This is a genomic window from Mesorhizobium sp. M0207 (assembly GCF_040321995.1).
GTDB lineage: Bacteria > Pseudomonadota > Alphaproteobacteria > Rhizobiales > Rhizobiaceae > Mesorhizobium.
Genome location: NZ_JAMYSQ010000026.1, coordinates 65,245 through 86,718, shown reverse-complemented (window position 1 = coordinate 86,718; position 21,474 = coordinate 65,245). Strand labels below are relative to the sequence as shown.

21 protein-coding genes and 1 pseudogene are annotated in these 21,474 nt (G+C 59.5%); 5 read left to right on the top strand and 17 right to left on the bottom strand.

Annotated features, from left to right (window positions below; genetic code table 11):
- Positions 1-631: 631 nt before the first annotated feature.
- On the bottom strand, positions 632-880 hold the full coding sequence (locus NKJ15_RS26900) for an alpha/beta fold hydrolase (RefSeq protein WP_352818729.1): 249 nt from the start codon (positions 878-880) through the stop codon (positions 632-634).
- Between the two features lie 505 nt (positions 881-1,385).
- Here NKJ15_RS26900 and NKJ15_RS26895 point away from each other — a divergent pair.
- Complete coding sequence (locus NKJ15_RS26895) at positions 1,386-1,712, top strand: hypothetical protein (protein WP_352457919.1); 327 nt, start codon at positions 1,386-1,388, stop codon at positions 1,710-1,712.
- Positions 1,713-1,795: 83 nt separating this feature from the next.
- Here the strand turns inward: NKJ15_RS26895 and NKJ15_RS26890 are convergent, their stop codons facing one another.
- From NKJ15_RS26890 to NKJ15_RS26880, 3 genes are all read right to left on the bottom strand, one after another.
- On the bottom strand, positions 1,796-2,248 hold the full coding sequence (locus tag NKJ15_RS26890; RefSeq protein ID WP_352457918.1) for a YidB family protein: 453 nt from the start codon (positions 2,246-2,248) through the stop codon (positions 1,796-1,798).
- A 356-nt stretch (positions 2,249-2,604) separates the two neighbouring features.
- Positions 2,605-3,474, bottom strand: a complete 870-nt coding sequence (locus NKJ15_RS26885) for an MBL fold metallo-hydrolase (protein WP_352755410.1) — start codon at positions 3,472-3,474, stop codon at positions 2,605-2,607.
- 1,170 nt (positions 3,475-4,644) lie between these two features.
- Positions 4,645-4,959 (bottom strand): alpha/beta fold hydrolase, encoded by a 315-nt coding sequence (locus NKJ15_RS26880; RefSeq protein WP_352467863.1) that lies wholly within the window; start codon positions 4,957-4,959, stop codon positions 4,645-4,647.
- 374 nt (positions 4,960-5,333) lie between these two features.
- Here NKJ15_RS26880 and NKJ15_RS26875 point away from each other — a divergent pair, with 374 nt between their 5' ends.
- The gene (locus tag NKJ15_RS26875) at positions 5,334-5,972 is read left to right on the top strand and encodes a hypothetical protein (protein WP_352818725.1); all 639 of its coding nucleotides are present in this window, start codon (positions 5,334-5,336) and stop codon (positions 5,970-5,972) included.
- Positions 5,973-5,993: 21 nt separating this feature from the next.
- Here NKJ15_RS26875 and NKJ15_RS26870 read toward each other — a convergent pair whose 3' ends face one another.
- The 9 genes and pseudogenes from NKJ15_RS26870 to NKJ15_RS26830 form a co-directional block, all read right to left on the bottom strand.
- Positions 5,994-7,655: a DNA polymerase/3'-5' exonuclease PolX gene (locus tag NKJ15_RS26870; protein ID WP_352818722.1), complete on the bottom strand. Its 1,662-nt coding sequence runs from the start codon at positions 7,653-7,655 to the stop codon at positions 5,994-5,996.
- Positions 7,656-7,762: 107 nt separating this feature from the next.
- Entirely contained in the window at positions 7,763-9,661 is a 1,899-nt protein-coding gene (ligD, locus tag NKJ15_RS26865) for a DNA ligase D (protein ID WP_352818719.1), read from the bottom strand.
- Between the two features lie 502 nt (positions 9,662-10,163).
- On the bottom strand, positions 10,164-10,415 hold the full coding sequence (locus NKJ15_RS26860; protein ID WP_352818716.1) for a DUF982 domain-containing protein: 252 nt from the start codon (positions 10,413-10,415) through the stop codon (positions 10,164-10,166).
- Positions 10,416-10,452: 37 nt separating this feature from the next.
- Positions 10,453-10,695: a DUF982 domain-containing protein gene (locus NKJ15_RS26855; RefSeq protein ID WP_352818715.1), complete on the bottom strand. Its 243-nt coding sequence runs from the start codon at positions 10,693-10,695 to the stop codon at positions 10,453-10,455.
- An 8-nt stretch (positions 10,696-10,703) separates the two neighbouring features.
- Positions 10,704-10,949 (bottom strand): DUF982 domain-containing protein, encoded by a 246-nt coding sequence (locus NKJ15_RS26850; RefSeq protein WP_352818713.1) that lies wholly within the window; start codon positions 10,947-10,949, stop codon positions 10,704-10,706.
- Positions 10,950-11,170: 221 nt separating this feature from the next.
- Positions 11,171-11,425, bottom strand: a complete 255-nt coding sequence (locus tag NKJ15_RS26845; protein WP_352818710.1) for a DUF982 domain-containing protein — start codon at positions 11,423-11,425, stop codon at positions 11,171-11,173.
- Positions 11,426-11,781: 356 nt separating this feature from the next.
- Complete coding sequence (locus NKJ15_RS26840) at positions 11,782-12,009, bottom strand: hypothetical protein (RefSeq protein WP_352458909.1); 228 nt, start codon at positions 12,007-12,009, stop codon at positions 11,782-11,784.
- Between the two features lie 665 nt (positions 12,010-12,674).
- Positions 12,675-12,872, bottom strand: a complete 198-nt coding sequence (locus tag NKJ15_RS26835) for a hypothetical protein (protein ID WP_352818708.1) — start codon at positions 12,870-12,872, stop codon at positions 12,675-12,677.
- 631 nt (positions 12,873-13,503) lie between these two features.
- Positions 13,504-13,701 (bottom strand): annotated as a pseudogene (locus NKJ15_RS26830) (transposase); the annotation flags it as partial.
- A 75-nt stretch (positions 13,702-13,776) separates the two neighbouring features.
- Here NKJ15_RS26830 and NKJ15_RS26825 point away from each other — a divergent pair.
- On the top strand, positions 13,777-14,028 hold the full coding sequence (locus NKJ15_RS26825; RefSeq protein WP_352818706.1) for a DUF6074 family protein: 252 nt from the start codon (positions 13,777-13,779) through the stop codon (positions 14,026-14,028).
- 72 nt (positions 14,029-14,100) lie between these two features.
- On the opposite strand, the gene NKJ15_RS26820 is transcribed toward NKJ15_RS26825, so the two are convergent.
- The gene (locus tag NKJ15_RS26820) at positions 14,101-14,319 is read right to left on the bottom strand and encodes a hypothetical protein (RefSeq protein WP_352818704.1); all 219 of its coding nucleotides are present in this window, start codon (positions 14,317-14,319) and stop codon (positions 14,101-14,103) included.
- Positions 14,320-14,622: 303 nt separating this feature from the next.
- Here NKJ15_RS26820 and NKJ15_RS26815 point away from each other — a divergent pair, with 303 nt between their 5' ends.
- Both NKJ15_RS26815 and NKJ15_RS26810 read left to right on the top strand, forming a co-directional pair.
- Positions 14,623-15,150 (top strand): ASCH domain-containing protein, encoded by a 528-nt coding sequence (locus NKJ15_RS26815; RefSeq protein WP_352818702.1) that lies wholly within the window; start codon positions 14,623-14,625, stop codon positions 15,148-15,150.
- On the top strand, positions 15,081-16,316 hold the full coding sequence (locus NKJ15_RS26810; protein ID WP_352818700.1) for a Druantia anti-phage system protein DruA: 1,236 nt from the start codon (positions 15,081-15,083) through the stop codon (positions 16,314-16,316). The genes NKJ15_RS26815 and NKJ15_RS26810 overlap by 70 nt, the downstream gene beginning before the upstream one ends.
- Here the strand turns inward: NKJ15_RS26810 and NKJ15_RS26805 are convergent.
- The 3 genes from NKJ15_RS26805 to NKJ15_RS26795 all read right to left on the bottom strand — a co-directional run bounded on the left by NKJ15_RS26805 (position 16,313) and on the right by NKJ15_RS26795 (position 21,467).
- Positions 16,313-17,491, bottom strand: coding sequence for a hypothetical protein (locus NKJ15_RS26805; protein WP_352818698.1), 1,179 nt, complete (start codon positions 17,489-17,491; stop codon positions 16,313-16,315). The genes NKJ15_RS26810 and NKJ15_RS26805 overlap by 4 nt on opposite strands.
- A gap of 215 nt (positions 17,492-17,706) precedes the next feature.
- Complete coding sequence (locus tag NKJ15_RS26800) at positions 17,707-20,781, bottom strand: HsdM family class I SAM-dependent methyltransferase (protein WP_352818697.1); 3,075 nt, start codon at positions 20,779-20,781, stop codon at positions 17,707-17,709.
- Entirely contained in the window at positions 20,778-21,467 is a 690-nt protein-coding gene (locus NKJ15_RS26795; RefSeq protein WP_352818694.1) for a DNA adenine methylase, read from the bottom strand. The genes NKJ15_RS26800 and NKJ15_RS26795 overlap by 4 nt, the downstream gene beginning before the upstream one ends.
- Positions 21,468-21,474 lie beyond the last annotated feature (7 nt).

The window sequence follows — 21,474 nt, the reverse complement described above, 5'->3', positions numbered from 1 at the left end:
TTTCGTTGACATTCATCGGCCCCTTCTCATGCAGCAGTTTCAGCATCGAGATCCGCGCCGAGGAGGCAAGCCCCTTGAGCACGGCAATGCCTTCCTCAGGTTCGATCACCAGAAAATTGCGATTCATGAAATCGCCAGTCTATGCTCGTGACAGAGGTTATGGCTTCGCTCATTGCAACGGCGCTGACCGAAACGCCGAGCCGTTGATTTGGTTACATTAAGCCCTCGACCGTCAGTATGCATCGCAAGCCGTACCCGCAAGGATGGTGCGACATGTCTACATTTGTTCTCCGACCGCCAGCTCCTTGTAGTGCGGGGGTGCTTGTCAGTCCGTGGCCTCGATTTGCAGACGACTAGATGCTGGCAGCCACAAAGAGAGGCAGAAGCCGAACACGGAATTGGGGCCGTTCCCCTGGCCAAATCCCCAAGATACGGGACCTCGACGTCGATGTTAGCCGAACCGGCGCGGATGGATGCACAGGATGCGGTTCGCTGAAGTGCGTGCCGCCGTGAAGTAAATCATCGGATTCGCCACCCGATAGAGTCGGGACGGGGTTCTACCTATTGCTTTTGAGCATGATCTTTTCCGAAAATCGCGATTCCACTTCTTCGGGATCGCGCCAGTGCCGGCCTACTTCATGCTGGCCGCGGCAGCGACCCTGTCCACCATGGCGAGAACAGCTAGCGGTGCGGTGTGGTGGACCATGTGGCCGGCCTGCGGGATGATATCGACAAAGGAACCAGGAATCTCCGATTGTAGTCTAAGAGCCTCGGCTTGCGCATCGAACAACCGGTCGCCGGCCCCGGCAATAATGCCGGCAGGCATCAACAGATCATTGTAGCGGGTGAAGCGGCCGCCGGCCAGCGCGTCGGCCAGCATCAATCCCGATTCGGCCGCGATCGACCGCAGCTGTGAGGCCAGCTGGCGATGTCCTTTGCCGACGAAGCAAACCCCGCAGAGACGATGCCGGGCCGAAATACTTGCCCATGGCGAGCGGCCAGGTGAGCAGCACAAGCAGCGGCAGCAAAATGTGGCGGAAAACACCACCGGCGACAGGCAAGGGCGGCAGCCCGCCAGTGCAAGGCCCAGGCGCGGCGGCACCGATGAAGACTTCCGATCGAATCGTCGTCCGATCGAGCTCATCGACTCGCCCGCCTGCCATCGAACCCAAACTCAGGCCGCTGAGCGGCCGAGTAGTAGATGCGACTTCGCTGCTTCATGGCTCACACTCCACTTTCAGAAAAGAGCGTGTGTTGCTGCGATCCGTTGAATCCGCCACCCAAAGCGGACGCGCCGCGAACGCGGCTGCTAGGCAGGCCGAAGCCTGTGCAAGTACAGCTGTGCGTCACAAGCCAAGTGAACCAAGAAGCTGCACGAAGCGCGGGTGATCGCGAATGGCGTCGAAATCGACTTCGTGACGGATTCGTTCCAATACGTTCTGACTCATGCTTCCTCCGACGGCTCTTTCCAGGTACCGCACCGCTGCTCCACTTCCCCGAGCACGGAATACATGCAAGCGGCGTTGTACTGCGTCACGAAGTCGTCCGGATCGATCGCCAGCGCTCTGGCCAGCCAGGAACGCGCCCTTCTTCCGCTCACCGATATACGCGAGCGCGAGGGCGCCGCGATGCAGCGGTGCCGCATTTTCAGGATGGCGGCCAGTTGCGCGTTCGGCGCGCTCGAACCAGATCCTTGGTTCCCGAGCGGATGAAGGCGATCGCGCAGGAGCGTCCCCGAGTGTAGAGTTGCCACCCCGGATCTCGCCTTGGCCGGCTGCATTCCTGGCTGTGTCTCCTAGGATACATTGTCGAGCAGGGTCGACTCATCCAAGCCTTGTCTCGGCTCAGGCGGCCATTCACCATTCGGCGTCATCTCGTTGACTGCCTCGGGTAGATCCCGCGCAATCCTTCTGATTAGCTCCTCGCGCGAAAGGCCCGTCTGCATCGAAATGGACGTGAGTGTACCTTCGTCCATTGCCGCTTCGACGTCCCTTGGCTCGATCGGTTGGTTTGGCCCGCTGCCAACCCACGAGTCGACCTTCGATCCTGCCCCCACCTCCCTGAACCGGTCGAGGATCTCACCAAGGTCAGCCCTCGACACGCCATTCGTTATCTGAGCCAGAATTCTGCGTTGCGGGTCGTTTGGGTTAAGATACCCCGCTCCCGGAATCAATTCACAGAGCTTGTCGCGATTTTGGTATGCCAGAACGCCAAGCATCGCGATCGCCAATCTTCCCAGATTTGCCATTTGGTCTCCTCCACGGTTTGGCCGATGAGCGAAACGAAGCCAAGTCTTGGCGGATGCCGACGCGTGTGTGCTCGAACAACTTCTTGCCGGTCGGCTCACCGGCGGAGAGGACGCGTCCTTCGGGGTACTCGTTTTCCATCTGACGTCTTCTCCTGACGCAGAACTTCGGGGCGCTTGGCCGCAGTCGCCCTGCGCCGATCGAGCGACCCTAACCCGGCGCCTCCCGGGTTTGTTCCGCTTGTCAGAGTTTGTCGGCGACGATGGAGAGCGCGACCCGACGGGTAACTCCTACCGGCTCGAGAGATAGAGTCTGCCCAACTTGATCATACTTCAGAACGACGGCGGCTCAGTTAGCCTCAGCTACCTAGGACTGCCGCCGGCTCGCGCACGAATTTCAATTTCGGCGGGACGGCGAACACCGTGAACCGCTCAGCCAGGCTGTCAAGAGCTTGACGCATGCCCACTCCCGCAGCAGCCGCACCGTGTCCACTGATGACCATCCGCGGGTTCAGGGCAGCCAGGTGCTTCACGGATCTTTCCGCCGCATCCCAGTCCGGCGTGAAGTAGCGCGGCGGACCGTGCATCTCAAGATCCTGAACGGCGACCTCATAGACTGACTCCTGACCGGTGGTGATGAAAGCGTCCCCTACGATCAGCGAGCGGTCCTCCTCGCGCCAGAGCGAGATATGCCCAGGAGCGTGCCCGGGTGTGTGTAGCCATCGCCATCCGGGCATTCCGGGGATCGATCCGTCGGCAGGTAGGAGTTCCAAACGGTTGCCAAGATCAATTGGCCCCCGTGGAAAAAGCGGCGAAAGCAGCGCCATCAGTCCACCCCCGACCCAGGGATCCGGTGGCGGATAGGACGCGGTTCCGTCCAGATAGGGGCGCTCGAGTGCATGCGCGAAGACAGGCACGTCCCATTTATTCGCGAGGTCTAGAACCGTTCCCACATGGTCGAAATGGCCGTGGGTCAGGATGATCGCGGCCGGCCGTGCGTTCGTGCCAAACCGCTTTTCCGCGACCGCAAGAATGCTGCCGCGGGACGTCGGCAACCCGGTATCGATCAGCATCCAGTTCCGATCTCCGCTGCCCGGTGCGCCGAAGAACACGACATTGACGATTGCTAGGCGCAAATAGCCCAAGTCCGGTGCGATGCTCCAAGCGCCGTCGCCACGATCCTCGCGCCTGGCGTGGTCGATCTCGGAAAGTCGAATCTGAACGGTCATGTGATCCCGTGCCTCTCTTGTTGCTGAGCAGCCGCTCGAGTCGATCGGCGGCGGTGGTATATCGCCCCGAACTTGGCACGGCCCTCCTTGTTCCTCCTTCGCCACCCAGCTCCGGACAGTCCACCACAGGAACAAAGGCTCGACCAAATCGGTCGGCATTACCCGGTCGCGCCAGGACGAGCTGGACTGAGCAACGAAGATGGCGCGCGCCCCATTGGATGCGGTATTTCGCCAACGCGGTTCCCGGTCTAACAAGGCGGCCGAGTTCGAAGCCGACTGCTGAAAGAAGACTTCGAATGAGCGAAGTGGGGCGTATGGACGAGCACCAGGTGGAGGCTCCGGTTCCGCAAGCTTCGCCTATGACTGGTCAAGTTGGGCGCCAATGGTCGAGGCGGCCCGATCGGCAGGTGTCCAGGTTATCTGGGACATCTTCCATTACGGATCTCCAGACCATGTCGATCAGCGATCGCTGCATTTCATCGATGCCTATGCCTCGTTCGCGGCAGAAGCCGTGAGCGTACAGCGTTCGATCGCCGGAACACCGCCTCTGTTGTGTCCCATCAACTAGATCTCCTTTTTCGCATGGGCTGTTGAGGTCGGCTATTTCCCGCGTGGGGCCGAACAAACGTGGATGGTTCAAGCGGCATCTCGTGAAGGCTGCCATCGCGGGTGTTCGTGCAATGCGGGAGATCGACCCCGCCTGCAGATTTGTCTGGGCCGAGCCCCTTATCCAAATCGCTCCTCGTGACCGGACCCGCAGCGAACGGGGTCGGGCCGAAAACGCCCGTCAGGGGCAGTTCGAAGCTTACGACATGTTGCTGGGCCGCGTCGAACCTGAGTTGGGCGGGAGCGAAGATGTTGTCGATGTCGTGGGCCTGAATTTCTAGCCGCACAATCAATGGTAAATAAACGGGCCGACGATATCGATGGGACACCATGAGTACCGCGCTTTGTCGGAAATGTTGCTCGAGGTTGCTCATCGGTACGGTAAGCCGATGTTCATTGCCGAGACCGGCTCAGAGGGATCCGGCGGGCCGGCTTGGCTCCACTATGTATGCCGCGACGAGGTGCGTGCCGCTATGGGTGTCGGAGCATCGATTCGAGGGTATTTGCCTGTACCCGATAACGGCCTACCCGGGCTGGGACAATTCGCGTCATGCAGAGGTGGGGTTATTTTCGGCCATCCACCCGAATGGCACACGCCGCCTCCGTCAGCCCGTCGCGGACGAACTGGTGCATCAGCAAGATCTGTTCACGGCAAACCGGACGCGCTGATTGTGTTGCGACACACCGCAAGGGCGAGCACCGAAGACCAGGGCAAATTACGGTGTATTCCTCAGCCAAAATCGGCGCCACGCGATGCCAAGTGGCATGGGTGCGAGGATGACCGTGCAGCATCAGGAAGCGGTGGCCCCTTCCACCAACCCGCACTCTGAGCGTCGCTTCCGGAAGTTTGATCTGCTCCAGCGAGAAACCTTCAAACATGCAACTCCCTCCATTCGCAACATTTGCCAAACGTGTAAACGGAGAGGCAGTTCAATGTCGGCTTCCGCGGGATCTGAACTTGCCTTGTATTCCGCGAAGAGGTCGTGAGCCGAACGGCGGCTTTAACTGGTCCCTCGGCAATAACCGGACGGACAGCAAACGGCCCCCAAAAAGCCGCCAGGCGGCGACGCGCCTGATATCGCACTTCGAGATCAACTCTGCCGTTTCCTGTTAGCCGAAGTTGCAAACGGCCCCGCTCACAATCGTGGTTGCGCCTTTGGGCATCGTGGTTCAGACCGCTGGCGGATTAGAACTCATATTGGCTTTGCGATCGGCTCATCGCTGCCGACTATCGGGGACCTATATAAAGGGGCATGTCCACGCGCCGTAAAATCAATGCAACAGCGAAGCTGATTGGAGAGTGGCCTTTAACCCCGGCTGCAACGTTTGGATCGTCCGTCAGAGCGAGGGGTATTTTTCTCGAAATACGCGCCCGCCTTCCAACGGACTTCAGGAAACTGCTCCATATCGAGTCCCGCGTGCTTACCCTGCGCGTGTCTCAGGGCGCCGAGAATGATGTGCAGGTGGTATTCGGGATCGTATCCAAAGCACTGCAGAATATCGAAGACCTGCCCGTAATCCCCCGTGAAATCGAGGACATTCTGACGATCTCGACGGCCGAACGGCACCGCTGGCTGAAAGATGGTCGCTTGCAGAGCGCCGGGACAAAAACGGTGAAACTCCGCGGGCGGGCAAGGAACATCACCTTTCACGTGTTCGACCCGCAGCACGTGGAGGATGTGCTTGACCGCGACCTGGTAACGGTCTGGCGCGAACAGGACGCAGCGACAGCTGCAGAGAATAGGCGGCGAGCCGCGGGGAAGGCCGCTATGAAACGTGCTCAAAGAAGCGGTCGCGAAACTGCAGCTTCAGGTGGCTATGGCCACGATGAGAACTCGCACTCCAATTTGCGCGGCTGGGAAGATTTTGAGAAGGACGGACTCCTGCACTGATAGGCCGGGCGCACAAGCAGGTTAGGCCGTTTGGCTGCGCCGTGCGAGATGCGCAAGGAGAGCCGTCAAACGCATCGCGTTCAGGACCCGCTTCGCAGGAACACCGCCCTTGCGCGCCATCTCGACACCCCAATGCATGTGGTCGAGTTCGCGGATCGAATGAGCGTCCGGATTGATGCTGAAGATGCAGCCCAGATCGAGTGCCTTTTGATGCCAGCGCCAGTCGAGGTCGAGTCGCCACGGATGTGCGTTGATTTCGACAGCGACGCCGTGTTTCGCACACGCTTTGAGGACTTTGTCGACGTCGAGATCATAACCGGGCCGGCGCAACAGCTGGCGACCGGTCATGTGCCCGATGATTGTCGTCCGAGGATTTCCGATCGCCTCAATGATACGCTCCGTCTGTTCCTTCTTGGGCAACTTGAAGCGGCTGTGCACGCTCGCGACGACGAAATCGAACGTCTCCAAGATATCATTCGGGTAATCGAGCGAGCCATCCGCCAGGATGTCCGCCTCGATGCCCTTCAGTATGCGAAATTTTCCATTGGATGCCTTGTTCAGCCGGTCAGCTTCGCGGTGCTGTTCAGCAATCTCCTGCAACGAAAGGCCGCCTGCGTAGTGAGCGGACTGCGAATGATCGGCGACACCATAGTATTCGAAACCGCGCCTACGCGTGGCTTCAGCCATTGCCTCAAGCGTTTCGGTGCCATCGGATGCGGTCGTGTGAGAACGCAGGATGCCATGCAGATCTTCATCCCGAATGAGGGCGGGGAGCTTCTGCTTTGCCGCTTGCTCAATCTCGTCCCTGCCTTCGCGCAATTCAGGCTCGATAAACTGCAAGTCTAGAGCTTGGTAGATTTCTTCTTCTGTCGCTGACGCGATCAGCTTTCTCCCGCGATGAAGCCCGTCGGCGTTTAGGGTGAATCCCTTGTCGGCCGCGAACGTCTTCAGTTGCTCGAGGTGGTCTGCCGAACCGGTTGCTTCGAGCAGGCTCGCGCCAAAGTGCTTCCTGTCCGTGACAACAAGCCTGAGAGTCGTATCCTCGATTCCAGTCGATTTTCTGGCCTGCGCTACCAGGGCGAAGTCGGAAACGAGCTCGCAACCGCGTCGGAAGTCACCTGCAATTTCCACGCGCGAAAACTCTGGATGCTGTTGCTTTACCGATATGACCGCATGGTGGAGAAGAGCGGCGGCCTTGTGCAGGTGAAGTTGCGTTTCGCCGCTTCGCACGATGGCCAGGTTCTGCAGCAGCTTTGTCTGAAGCGCGGCGCCGAGGCCTTTGACTGGGCGGATGCGGTCTTCTCTCGCTGCGGCCTCGAGCTCCGCCAGCGAGTTCACGCCGAGCGCCTGATGAAGCTTCAGTATCTTATCGGGACGAAGCCCGGGTATGGCAAACAGCTCCATCACGCCCGCTGGAACATCCTCGCGCAGCTTCTCAAGGCTTGGGTGCGTGCCGGTTTGGTAAAGCTTGGTCACGATGTCTGCGATCGCGTCACCGATCCCCGGGATCTTGGTGAGGGCGCCGGCGGCGATGATCCGATCAAGCGGCTGCGACAGCGCCGTCAGACTGTCTGCCGCGCGCAAGTATGCCTTTATGCGATAGGGATTGTCGCCGCGCATGAACGCCCGTTGTGCGTATTCCTTCAAAAGACTGGCGACGGTCCTCGGATTGATTTTTGCCATGGCTTCAGCCCAACGAGGCCGATCTCCGCAGGTTCCAATCAGGCAAGATCACGAGCGCCGCGTTGCCCTTTAAATCCCGGCTTTACTGCCTCTTCCCGCGTCGGACGCTACAGATTGGGCAAGGATTGGTCAGCGCGACCCCATCCCGCCAGAGCTTTGGAGGCTGCGCGTTTCTTTAATTCAGGAGCATCGCCCACGTGGAAATGAGAGGGCGCGTCTATTGTCTTCATCTCCGCCCACGTGATCGGTGCCGCGACAGGAGCGCCCGGACGTGATCTCGCGCTGTAAGGCATGATCGCGGTCGCCCCGCGCTGATTGCGTAGATAGTCCACAAAGATGCGACCCTTGCGGCGCGCCTTTGACAACACGGCCGTGAAATGGGCCGGATCGCTCCGGGCGACCGCCTGCGCCAGGCGAGACGCGAAGTCCTTCACCTCTGGCCACTCGGCGCCAGGGGTGAGGGGCGCGATGACGTGCACTCCTTTGCCTCCCGTCAGCATCGGGAAAGTCGTAAGTCCCAGCGATTTAAGGATAGCGCGGAACTGAAAGGCAGCGGCGCGGACGGCCTCAAAATCGAGGCCTTCATCGGGGTCGAGGTCGAACACGAGGCGGTCGGCCTTTTCGACATCCTCGATCCGAGCCCCCCATCCATGCAGCTCGATCGTTCCCATCTGGACGCAAGTCATGAGTCCGTCGGCATCGTCGACATAGAGATATGGTTCCTCGTGCCCGTCCTTCTCCGTGATGCCGACGTGGTGGACTTTGTCGCCAAAGCTGCCGGCGTCGTGTTTTTGGAAGAAGCACTTCTTCGCGCGGCCCTGTGGGCATCGAACCAGACTGATCGGCCGGCTGCCAACCCAAGGAAGCATGATCGCCGCGACCGCTGCGTAATGGTCGGCAAGCTGTCCCTTGGTGATGTTGGACTCCGGATAGATGACGCGGTCACGGTTACTTATCGCGATGGCGGTTGTCGCAGACGCGGCGAGATCGGCTGCATGACGTTCCGTCTCGAGCACGACCGCCTCCGGCTTCTTGTCTTCACGGAGACCAAGATAGCTCGGATGTCGTAACGTCCCTTCATTTGTCATTTCGGTGAAGGCAATCTCAGCGACCAGTTTCGGACGGAGCCAGTGTGCGCCGCGCACTTCGGCGCGTGGTGCGTCGACGGTCGCGGCCTTCTGCTCTAGCGGCGCCATGATCTTCAAGAGACGAAGAAGTTCAGCGGTATCGAAGCCGGTGCCGACTTTCCCGGCGTAACGCAGCTTGCCGCGGTCATGAACGCCAAGGATCAAGGACCGAAACGCGCGGACCTTGTCGGACGGCGTCCAGCCGACAATCACAAATTCCTGCCGCCTGATGCATTTGATCTTCAGCCAGCTTGCGCCGCGGGCCGCCACATAACTCGAATCCGCGAGCTTTGAGATGACGCCCTCAAGGCCGGCAGCGCAGAAGCGATCGAGCAGCTCTTCTCCGCGGCCGAGGATATGGTCGGAGTAACGAAGGACCGGATTTTTCGCAGGCAAGATCGCCTCCAGCTTCGCCTTGCGCTCAACAAGAGGAAGCCTTGTCAGATCTTCGCCGTCGAGCTGCAGCAGATCGAACGCATAAAAGTCGATAGTCGCCGGGGCACCCTTCAATGCATTTTGAAGCGCTTGGAAGTTAGATCTTCCTTCCGCATCGACAACCACGGCCTCGCCGTCAATCAGGGCGGAGCGCACCTTGAGCTTGCGAGCCTCGGAGAGGATCGAGGGAAAACGGCTAGACCAGTCCAGACCAGATCGTGTGTAGGCTCGCGCCTCGCCACCGCCGACGGCAACGAGAATACGATAGCCGTCGTATTTCATCTCATGGATCCAACGATCGCCAGCAGGGACCGTGTCCACGAGCGTTGCGAGCTGGACCGGCCGGAAAGCGGGCGGCGCCAAAGTGACCTCGTCACGAGCGGGCGACTTCGCTTGACAAGCGTTCGACCCATTGATTGCCTTCCGCGACGTTGGCTTGACCACTCTGACCTAAACCATACTGAGAGACGAAACAGCGTTATCCGCCGTCCAACGCGCGACTCCTTCTTTGGTTTCGCTACAGGCCGTACTGAGCTTTTCGCGATCATTGCCGACCCGCTTGATTAGCGCCTCGGCCTGAGGCCGTGCTTCCTGCCTCCGGCCCTTCCATTCCCGATTTTCGCGCACAGCTCACAGGCGATAATCAAGAGCAGAACGGGCCCTCAAATGCCGCCACAGCGTATCCGGTTTCTGCCATCGGCTTTAGAAGCCTGACATTCCGGTTCCGGTCCCCTATAGTGTGCGCACGGTTTTGATCTTCTCGTCGAACCCTGTGTTTCGATTGATGATTAGTCGACGTGCCCCATTGACGCCAAGTACCTCGCTCAGAGCAGCTCCGATGCCAGTTCAAGAAGTGCAAAATGGCCCATAAATGCGCCGACCAGAGTGAATGCTCTCGTATCCGGGTCTATTTCGAGCAGCGCGGACTTGGTCAGCATTAGACAGCCTAACGGGTCCTTCCCAATATAGCCATGGGCACCGGCCTGCTACTCACGGAGCACCCCTCCTCCTTGGCAGCAGCCTCGAAAGCCTGACGGACCTCTTCCGGAGTCACACGGTCCTGAAAGGCGTCGGCGCACAGTTGCACAGCCTTCCTCCACTTAGGTCCCATCTTGGTCCACTTCATGAGTTCCTCGGCGGCACCCTCGACGTTGTTGCACCCGTAGGTGACCCCAGGTCGGTCGCTCTTGACGTACACCGGAGGGGAGAACCAGTGGTTGCCACGACAACTCCTCCTACGGGGAAAGATACATCTTTGCCTCCTTAGCGGCAGCCTCAAAGGCCTTTCGTATTATGTGGGGATCAATTGAATCGCCCTCCAGATCTGACAGGCAGAGGGTCACCGCCTTATGCCAGTGAGGCCCTCGCCGGGTCCATATCTTGAGCTGCTCAAGGGCTTCCTTCGCATTGGTGCAACCATGTCTGACACCGGTTTCAGTCTTCACGAACACCGGAGGGACGAACCAGATGGGCGCCATGATACCTCCTACTCAGGGGAGAGATACACGTTGGCCTCCCTGGCAGCCGCCTCAAAGGCTTCACGGACCTCTTGGGGGGACACCGTGCCCTCGAACGCGTCGACGCAGGATTGAACCGCCTTCGTCCACTTCGGGCCCTTTGTGTCCCACCCCATGAGTTCCTCGGCGGTTCCCTCGACGTGGCTGACCCCATTGCGAATGCCCGGACGTTTCGTCTTCACGTAGACCGGTGGAGAGAACCAGAGAGGACCCATAAGGGGGAACTTAGAGCGGCAAGAGCCCGCTGACCAACCCCGCTTTAGCCGCAGCTAAGGGAACGATGTAGGCCCTCGCGGGTTTGGAGGTGGCAGCGGGATTCTTCGTGGATGTGCAGCCGCTGTAGGGGGGTCCGTCGCCTCTCCCTCACCGGGCGGCGGGCTCCTTTCGCGAAGGCGGTGTTGGTCAGAGACACATAGAACCTTATACCGCATCCAATTTAGCTGGTTGTCATTGGGGGGAGTAATGTCCCCTCCTCTTTTGCAGCAGCCAGGAATGCCTTGCGGGCCTCCTCAGCTTCCATCTCGTCGAAAATCACGGCCATGCAAACCCGCACCGCGAGGTCCCAGCAAGGGCCACGCTTGGTCCACTTCATCAGCTCCTCGCCGGCTGCTTCGGCGTTGTTTACGCTGCGGATGACCCCGGGACGCTCGGTCCTGACAGGGACCGGAGGGTTGAACCAGTGGAGAGCCATGCGGTCACTCTTTGTCGGCCCGATCAAGTTCCTCCAGCAAATACCTTTGCTCAGCCGGCAATTCCCGTTCTACAGGCAGAGTGAGCAGGTTGCGAAGGTAATTACGGATTACCTCTGACTATTGAAATGGCGCAGGACGGCGCGCTTCCGTTGCGATGCCACAGCGGCTGAAGTTGGCTGACAGCTACTCGCGACCGTCGATAGCCACGCAGAGGCCCATGGCAGTTGCTGCCTCGACGATCGCCTCGGTTAGTTCTTCGTCGGAGGCCACCAAATAAGGCGCAGTCTCCCGAGCTTCGCGTAGTGCAGCTTTGATCGAGACCGTGTCGCCACGGTCCGCCCTGTTGAGGAGGCGGTTATTCGCGAAGATCGAACCCGACGAACAGGCCAAAGGCTGGGGCAACATTGACAATAAGCTCCACCAGCTCGCAGTCAGTTTCCGCCAGATGTGGCCCGTCTCGGCGCACCGCTGCAATAGTCTCTTTGACGGAGATGATTTGGCCGCGACGGGCTTGTAGGATCAGCTCGTGAACAAGGTGTTTGGCAGTTACTTTGTCGGGTCGGCAGTTCGTCCAAACGTTCATACAAGGCCTCCCACCTCAGCGAGAACCCAAGGGAACATTCATGATCCTCTGTCGAGAAAAATCAAGAAGAATGTTTGATAACTTCTGAGTGGGAATCAGGGGGACAAGCCACGAAGCGAGCCTCTATACTCTTTGACCTGACGCTCAGCCAGCCGGCTAGGGACCTTCTTCCGTCGGCCCCTGTTTGGCCCGATCAATAGCCGCAAGTAATGACTGTAGGGTTGGCGGCAGTTCTGGTTCGACCTCCAGATTTAAGAACGTTTGTACGTGATGACGATAGCCTTCGGAACGGATCAGTTTCCGAAACGCTTCGGCAGACTGATGGTCTGCTTTGTTGCTCGTTGTCATGTTCGGGAAGTCCGTCCCAATGAGCCGCAACTCGCCCGCAACGAATGGGTTCCATCAGGAGGTCGGAATATTTGGCTGAAATTTCTGAGCGGGAGATCGGATAACTGGCTCGCGCGAAGACCCCCCGTGCCCCCTTCGTTTGCCGCAGCATTAATCCCCGCTGTTTGAACTGAAGATTCGTCTCGACCTAGCGTCGGTGTTGCACATCGTGAACCTTGGAATGCTTCTGTCCAATGTTTGCTCACGCTGTGATGCCAACAGGCAGGCTCTTGCGGCAGGGTGCCGCAAGGTCGCGACGAATGAAACGCCGGCCCAGTTCAACCCGCGCGACGTCCTTCAAAGCTGGGGGGATCGATCTTCACCAAGCGGTCTGCGGCCTCGACCGCAGTTCGTATCCTGCTGCACAGCGCGAGATTTTCCGCCAGCATTTCTTCAGTGCGTTGAAGCGCGAGCTCGGTCCGGCGGATGCGCTGCCTGGCATTGGCAACTTCCGATGTCAAAAGATCGGCCGCCATCCCGTGGCCGTGGGGTTCCATAGTGTCCATGGGTTTCTAATACATGGGGGCCGATATCGTTCCCTGATGTCGGGTGAAACGGCGGGCCGCAGAAAAGCGCGATGGGCCGAATGACCAATGCGCGCCCTGTCAAAACAGCGCCGGAAACAGGCGAACGGCTTCGGCCGCTCTACATCCCACGGGCAGAGGCGATCACGGTCCAGAGGGCCATTGATCTGTTCAGGTACGACTACAGCGCAAGCGCAGACACACTCAGGCGGCTGGTGATCAAGCACCGTCTTCACAACCAGACAATGCCCGGTGCTCCGTGGAGAATAAGCGCTCCCGGTTTGGCTATGGCGCTCGCCGGCGATGGTGACGCGGTTGAGGGAGGACGATCGCGAGCACCCGGACGTAACTCATTTCAAGCTGCTCGGCATCCCGCGACCCTGACCTGTTATCAAAGTTATGGTCGCGGCGACTGTCTAAAGTAGACATTAAGTAGATGTCGCGGCCCGACAGGGCTCCACACAAGAGCGAACCGTTGCTGCCTTGCGCATCGCCCTCTAGGCCGCCGGCGTCGAGTTCATCCCGGAGAACGGCAGCCGCGCCGGCGTGAGGCTCCGCAAACCTTAGGCGTAGACTCGTTACTGCGCAGCCACACACCTACTTTTCGCCATCGGACGAAGCGGTTGCAACAGGTGGTGCGCGGGCCATAGCGCTGAGGCAGGTCGCGCCATGGAGCACCGGAGCGCAGCACCCAGAAGATGCCGTTCAGCACGCGCCGATCATCAACACGTGGCGCACCTCTTGGCTTGTTGGGTAGACGCTTTATTCCATTGCTGACCATTGTCCAAAAGCGCTGTTAACCAAATTTTCTCACCCGCCAATGCTTATTCGCGCGACTGAAGGGGTGAGGTGATCGATGTGTGATTCAAACATAAGCGCGTTTCCGCTGCATCGGCGGCGGAAGTTGGTCGAAGGGATCGCCCGGGTCCTGGAATCCAAGAACGGGGAGGACGCGAACGCCTTCTGGCGCAACACCGCCAAGGCAATTCTCGTTCAACTGTCCCAATCAGGAATTGCGCCCGGTGTGGCCGAACAGGAAGTTGGAGCGCTTCTTCATGCTGTCTTGGGCGATATCGCCACCCGCAGTGCTGCGAAACTTGCACAATAGCATCGGCTCACGACGAAGGATCGCCGCATAGAGACGCCCCGGGGCTCCGCAAGCGTAGCACCACTGCATCCGTCAAATGCAAGGTTTCTCACTGCGGATGAAAAGATAGGCGCGTTCGTCGAAATAATGCGCGCGAATGTGCTCTCGGGCGAGATACGGCTCCGCCTCGCCTGTCCGGCGGTCATCGACCAAATCGAGGTAGGCGATGCGGAAACCCGCATTCACGAAAGGCCGACGGACCTTTTCCACGAGCTGAACCCGCAAAACCAATGAGCCGCCGTTGAGTTCCACACACTGCCGTTTATGCGACTTTCGAAGCACAAAAAGCGAACATGAGAAGGGCGTTGTGTGTTTTCGACGTCAATAGTCCTGCCCATTCCGCAGTTCCGGCGGGTATTAGCAATGGCTGGAACGGGGCTGAAAGAGACTCGTACCTTCAGATCTCCGACTGTGCAAAGCCGACATTCCGATCGCAGATTCGTGCCCATGACGAGCTGCGCTCGGCCCATCAGTGTCGTCGGAGAAGGTTGAGTTCGGCCCGGATGCCCACTCTAACCCGTTGGTCTCGCCAAGAAACAATGCCATACTAGAGCTATGAAACGGACCGGCGACTCACTGCAATTAGACGGACGGCACAGACGTCAGGCCGACCCTGCGCTTCCGGATCGGGGCCTGATGATTCGAGAACCGTGGATCTCGCAGATCCTCATGGGGCGCAAGACCTGGGAACTCCGCGGCACGTCGACCAGGATTCGCGGGCGGCTCGCGCTTATCCGTTCAGGGTCGGGATTGATCGTTGGCGAATGTCACCTCAAGGACTGCATCGGTCCCATTGATTTCGACACATTGATTGAAACTGGCGCGCTCTCCCATGAGGAGCGGGACGAGATTGAACATGAAGGACACGCTCCCTATGTTGCCGCAGACGGCGTGACCTCAAAGACATTCGCATGGATTGTCTCGAACCCCATTCTCTATTCACGGCCAGTCGCATACAATCATCCCTCGGGTGCGATCACTTTCGTTGATCTGACAAAGCGAGGGGTTATTCAGTGTATCGAAGCATCGTCGTCGACGAGCAGGGCAAGTCAAGCGACGTCTCGGCAGTTGCAGCTTTTGTAAACGCCCTCGCGTCCGACCTCAAAGCCTTCGGCCGCGACGATGTCGCACTGATCTCGGTGGGCGGTCTCAAGGTATTTGTCTGGGATCCAGTCGTCGCGTCATCAGGTTCGGCCGAACTGCGCGAAGCGGCGATGGCTCACCGTTTGAACGGCCAAAAGGCGCTCCTGACGCAGCTCGAAGCCGAACTTCCCCAAGGCTTCTTTAATCCATTCGACGTTAATCTCGCCGACGTACTGCCAGAAATCGTCGTCTGTACGAACAGCGCTGACGCGCAGCTCTTCGACTATGTCGTCTGGGGACAGTCGATGTCCGCCGACACCAGAAACTTTCGCAACACCAAAGTTCTCGTCTTCGACGCCACGCCGGAGCCCAGACGTCTGATGGGGGCGATCCTCCTCAAGTCGCCGATGTATTTCGGCGGCGCTCGCGATGCTTACCTCGGCTGGCCCGAGCTTGTTGAGACCGTCGACGGGCAACGCCGCAAGAACCAAGCTGCGATCGATTTGCGCAACAAGGCGCTGAAGTCGATCTACAATGTCGGCGTGTGCATGCTCGTCCCGCCCTACACAGCACACGGGATGGGCAAGCTGATCGCTTCGCTCTGCTTTTCCCCCGAGATCATTGACCATCTCGAAGGAACCTTCGGCCAGCCAGTTCTCGGCATGACGACCACCGGCGGATGGGGCGGCAACGCGACGCAATACGACCGGCTCAATATCGCCGACCGGGCCGGGGGCGGCAAGCGAGCGCTGTTCACACGGGTCCGTGGCGCAAGGGCGTCGCTGCACTTTCCAACCCAACTCTTCTCCGACACAGTATTTCAGCGCGCCATCGACGTGATCCGGGCGGACAACACGGTCCGTATCAGGGACTTCGCCGGCCACGACACTGACCCGGCAGTTGCGATCCGGGTTTTTCGCCAAACCTGTAAGCTGATTGGAATCCCGTTCCGCGCCACGGCCGCCAATTGTGTGGCCCACTATTTCGGCTCCGTCTCGGACGCCTGCACCGATGCGCTGCGCACGAACGCCGGTATCGATGTGCCCCCTCCCGTCCGCTCCATCCCAATCGCTGACGCGCTTGCGGAATGGCGCAGGCGGCAGCGCATCGCCAATTCCGACCTGCGCCGCGTGTCCGCGATCCCACTGTCGAGGATGGCGACCTAATCCTTGCCGCCCCCCGGCAGCTTGATCCGGCCCGAGAACAGAGCGACGCTGAAAAACACCAGCAACACGCCCACTGCGCCCACCAGCATGCCCCATGGGATGTTGCCAGCCCTGAATAAGGCCGCTGCCCAGATACCGAGCACCACGCCAGGGACTGCGAGACCCAGAAGGCCTGCCACGCGATATCCTCCAATGGACGTCACCAGGCTGATTTCAGCAAGGGAGCCCGGCGTGTAGGGCGACGTGTGGTCAGGAACCTCGGTTTTGACTGAGAGTTTGATATAGCGCGGTGCGATATCCGCCACCGACTTGACGCCGATCTTGAACTGGCTTGAGGCGTTGCGCCGGAATTCCTGTTTCGGTTCGGGGATCGCCAGATGCTCGGCGTCATCCGGCTTGATCGTTACCACCGCGCCGTCCGGAAGGTCCTTGCCTTCGACCGCAGGAACGAAGCTCGACAGCGTCACCCGATAGCTGGACAACGGATCAAGGTGATAGTCGGAGGCGTAGTCCTGCTGGCCGAACCGATTGCTAGCACGGGGCTGTGGCAGGATGGTTTTCCGCCCCAAATAGGTTTCCTTTTCCAGATGGTCGATGCGCCAGAACACGTCCCCATGAAACTGCGACGGCGCATCCGCTAGTCGGTCGACCACCTTGCCCCAGAGCTCCACGCCGTCCCGGCGGAAAGCCGAGAGATCGGCCCCCTCCGGCGCCAGGGCGACCCATTTCTCGAAGGGCAACTCCTTCTTATCCGCCAGCATGTCCAGCAGCGGCCGAATGGCTGGGGAATCCGGGTCTGGAAAACCGGAAAGCTCCATATGGAAATAGACGATGGTGCGTGACCCACCATCGCCGCCAATGCGCTCTTCCACGGCGACATTGCGCAGTCTGGCATAGCGCGTCGGGATAAGAACGGAGTTGGCGGGGTCGAGGAGCCTTCCTTTGGGGTCGGCGGCCCCCTTCGCATAGTCATTGAACTGTCCATAGAACAGGATGACGTCGACGGGGCAGTCGGTCTCTGTCAGCTCACGCAAATATGCGAAGGCCTCGGGGCTGAAATACTTCTCCTGATAGTCGTAGCGCAGGATCGTGCCCGACGGCAGCGCCAGGAGTTGATGCACGTCTGCGTAGTATTGCGATCTTGTGCAAGTATCGAAGACGACAAGCGCGGTCATACAGACTCCTGAGGCGCCAAAAATGAGCCTTGATACACTGGCTGTGGCTCGCGGGGTAGCGGTGTCATCGTCCAGCCAGCCGCGCCAGCCGAGAAATAGCGGCAAGTTTCACGGCCAGTGCGACGACGCGCGTCGACACCGACTTATCTCCTAGCCGCCTCAAAATCGCACCTGTGATCAACTCTGCGTCGCGCGGTGGACGAATTGGCCGGGCATCAGTGGAGGACGAGGTTATCCTTCGAGTTTTTCTTTCTTGTCCACAGGGTGATAGGAGTCGGCCCCCACTGGACTTGATATGAACCGAGGTCGTTTAGTATTTTTCGCAAGTCGCTCTGCGCGTCGGAGATAGTCCAGTGCCGCCGCTCGTTGGGCTTAACGATGTAGATGGCGTCGTCCGCATATACCCTCATACTTCGGCCAGTCCTGCACCGCCGTGTGGCAGGGCCGGCAAGCCCCTCGCCAAAGAGCTGCACCTCAAAAAGATCTGGCTCGGCTATGGTGAAGTGCCCGAGCGGCCGGACAGGGCCACTTTCCAGCACCAATCTGAGCGCAACGACGTCACGCGAGACACGGACCCCTCGGCTTACTACGGTCCTCGCTGAACTGGTCTCGCGCAGAGCTGTGTCAAGCCAGTGGGCAATTTCGCTGCCATATTCTTGAAGCAGATGTAGCGACACCTCGCTCGCCTCAATCTGGCGTTCCTCCCGGGAGTCGAGGAGGACTGGTCGGCTGCGGGCCAGCGTTCCGTCGACGACTCGTCGATCGTGGCTGTAAAGCCCATAGGCGTCCATCACAGCTTCATCGGCGGCGTCGAGCATCGGGTCGTTGTGTCTTCCAGTCAGCGACCTGAAAATCGCGCCCATTCTGTGAAGTTGATCACGAGGCAGGCCAGAAAGATTTGGTATTGCGAGCGTCTCAAGGTCGATTTTCTCGATCTTCGGCTGCTTCAAACCGATATTTGATCCCCCGAAGGTCAGAAGAAACGCGGTTACTTTAGAGTTTAAGATCAGCGCCAAGGCTTCGGCTAGTAATCGGTCGCGGCCGGCAAAGGAGATCCCTACGAAGGAGTCCGTGTAGACCAAGTCATTGTGCGCGACCGCGGCAGAGTATCGCCCCTTCTGTATCGCGCGAGCAAACGCCGCCTCCGGGCAGATTACAAGAGGCGCTCGATAGATTCGGCGTTCTCTTGGTCGATGAGCCTGCTTGAGGGTGAAAAGGGGGGCGCTCGGCGCCAACTTAATCGGCCTGTAAGCCCCTGCGTCCAAGAATGGTAAGCCAACCAGCGTGCTTGTGTTGCCCTCGTCACCACCGCCAATCTGAAGGCCCTGCTCCATCCCAATGCCATTCGCGGCCGTCCACTGACCTAGACGGGTAAGTCGCGGAGTAGTCTGGAACCACTCCATAACCTCGTATTCTCGATCGTTGCAGAAGACCGCCGCTTTGAAAAGCACGGGGTCTGCCGCTACGGCCGCGGCCCGATGCTGGCAGAAGTCGTCTATCGACAAGCCGAGTACCCCGTGGCGGCGGAAGTTGGGCGTCCACGGCACATTGGCTGTGGTGATGGTCTCATTGTTCGACGCCGGTTTGGACGTGCCTCGGAAAAGGAGAGCGGGACCTGCATTACCCTTCCTTGGGCCATCGGTCGTCGCCGCCAAGGCCGGGAAGAGACCCTCGCCCCTCAGGTGGGACAGGTTGATTAGAGTGACGTCGCCGAAACTGGACAGCAGCAGTCGGCGCGCCTCAACAGCGAGGCGTTCCTTGCTGAAGAACGGGGTCGCCTTCATGAGAAGCGCCATCCGGGCACCGGGCGCCGCGATTTGGCGGGCGTGCCATAGGAAGCTCCAGTCGGGTGAGCGACGCGGCTGCACGAAGGATGATTGTCCTGGGCGTTCTCTTGCTGCGGCCGCACCGCCATATGTCCACGGTGGGTTTCCGACTACGACGTCGAAATGGTGTTCCCCCAGGCCTTTCACCTCAAAGAAGCTCGCGTTGATCAGGTTGCGACCGATAAGGTGGTCAAACTTCAGCCAGCTGAGATCCTCCTCTTGCAGGTCGGGATCAAGCTCCAGAGCCGCCAGGTAGAGGCTAAAAGCGGCCACCTGTAACGCGCCCGCGTTAATGTCCACTCCGAAAATCTGGTTGTGCAGGACGTCACGCACGAGCCGACGCGAATTAGGTTCCTCGCGCGTGCGCAGCCAGACCAGTCGTCGCATGGCTTCTACGAGAAAGACGCCCGAACCGCATGCCGGGTCAAGGACCTTTGCCGTGCCCGGAAGATCAGCCATAACATTGTCAAGGGTTAGATCAACAAGATTAACCGGAGTGTAATGCAACCCTTGGGTGATCGCGGAGCTACCCGCGATCGAGTGAGCAAATTGTTCGTAGATCGACGAGATCAACTCGACAGGAATGTAGTCGAAGCGGAAGGGGAAAGCGCTAAGCTGACCAGTGGCGGCCTCGTGACCGTCCAGGAAATCTGCGAGCGTGGTGAGATGCTCCGCACGCAGTTGAGCGCGCTCGTTCTCGACGTCGGGCGGAAACAGGTCTCCATTAAATGTGGCGCGCAACCAGTCAAAGAGGCCAGCCGCTGCCTCGGGATCACGGAGCGTCTCGCTCAAGTTTTCGTGCCCGAACAGGCTACTAAGTTCTTTGACTTGGAAGAGGCCCCGATCAACTAGGTATTGCGAGAAGATGGTGCGGCCGATCAGTTTTTGAGCGAGTAACGGCTCAAGACCAGCGCGTAGCAGCTTACGCTCGACGGCAATTAGCTCGCGCAGAAGCATCGCGTCCACCCTCTGCTGGCGGTCGATGCGACGAGCGAGGTCGGACGACCAGAATGCCCCCGTATCGAAGGCGAGCCGGCCGCAGCAGGTGACTAACTCGGATATCCCCGATGGCGTTTCTGTCCTGAACTCTGCGACGACGACGTCAGCGAGGCGACCTGAGGGCTTTCGATAGTTATTGAGGATTACGACTCGGCCCGGTAGGCTGATCCACAGAAGGGGTGCCAGCCCAACGTTCCACGCAACACGATGCCAGCCAATAGCCGCCTGCTCATCGAAGGGACCGACGCCGCCATCCACGAAGATCATAACCGGTGCGCCTTCGGTCTTAAAGACGCCCTCGACAGCAAATGGAAAGCGCTTTCTGTCGAAGAGAAACGCGTACCGGCCGGCGCGTGGGTCGGATCGGAGGTGCGTGCCGGGTGTGATCATGCCATCTACAGGGAGACCGCCGTGCAGAAATCCCGCACGTGTCAGCACGTCGAGATGGGCGGATGCGCCGATCATGCGACCTCGTTCTCCCAGCGCTTGACCTGCCTGGGGTACGTGGCGGCCAGCCACTCGACAAATAAAGTGCGCTCGGCGACTCCCATCCGCTCGACCTTGCGTTGGATAGTGGATAGGCGCCGCTTGACGCGCTCACGATCGCGAAAGGTCACTCCAGCTTTTGCGGGTTCGTGCAGGGTCAATGGTTCGGAGAAGTTTGCCCAGAGCAGCTCGCGCCGTCCGCCGCGTCGTCCACCCGAGCCGAACTCCATGCACCTCCACGCGACAAGCTTTTCATTGTAGAGCTTGGATGGCTGCCCGGAAATAAGCACGTGGCAGCTAAGGCTGGCGAGCACTTCCAGCAACTCGGCGTGGTCCTCCTCCCGGTAGTCGTGCCGGTATCGATAGCTCCCGCTGCGCGCCTCGGCGGGATAGGGCGGGTCCGCGTAGACCAGCTCACTCCCGGTGAACTGGAACTCCTTCAAGAAGGCGATGGCATCGCCATGAACCAGTTCACATGGGGCACCACGCTCGCGCCAACACGCTATCACCCGCTCGTCGGCATCGATCCCAATCTGGCGGGGTGCCGCTCGCTTGGCGCGCATGACTGCGCCCCCGCCGAGGTGCGTCTCGATATAAACGCTATGGATCGGCATGGCGCCAATCACGCGCGTGAAACAGTTCCCCTTGCCGCCAACGTATGCCATGTAGTGA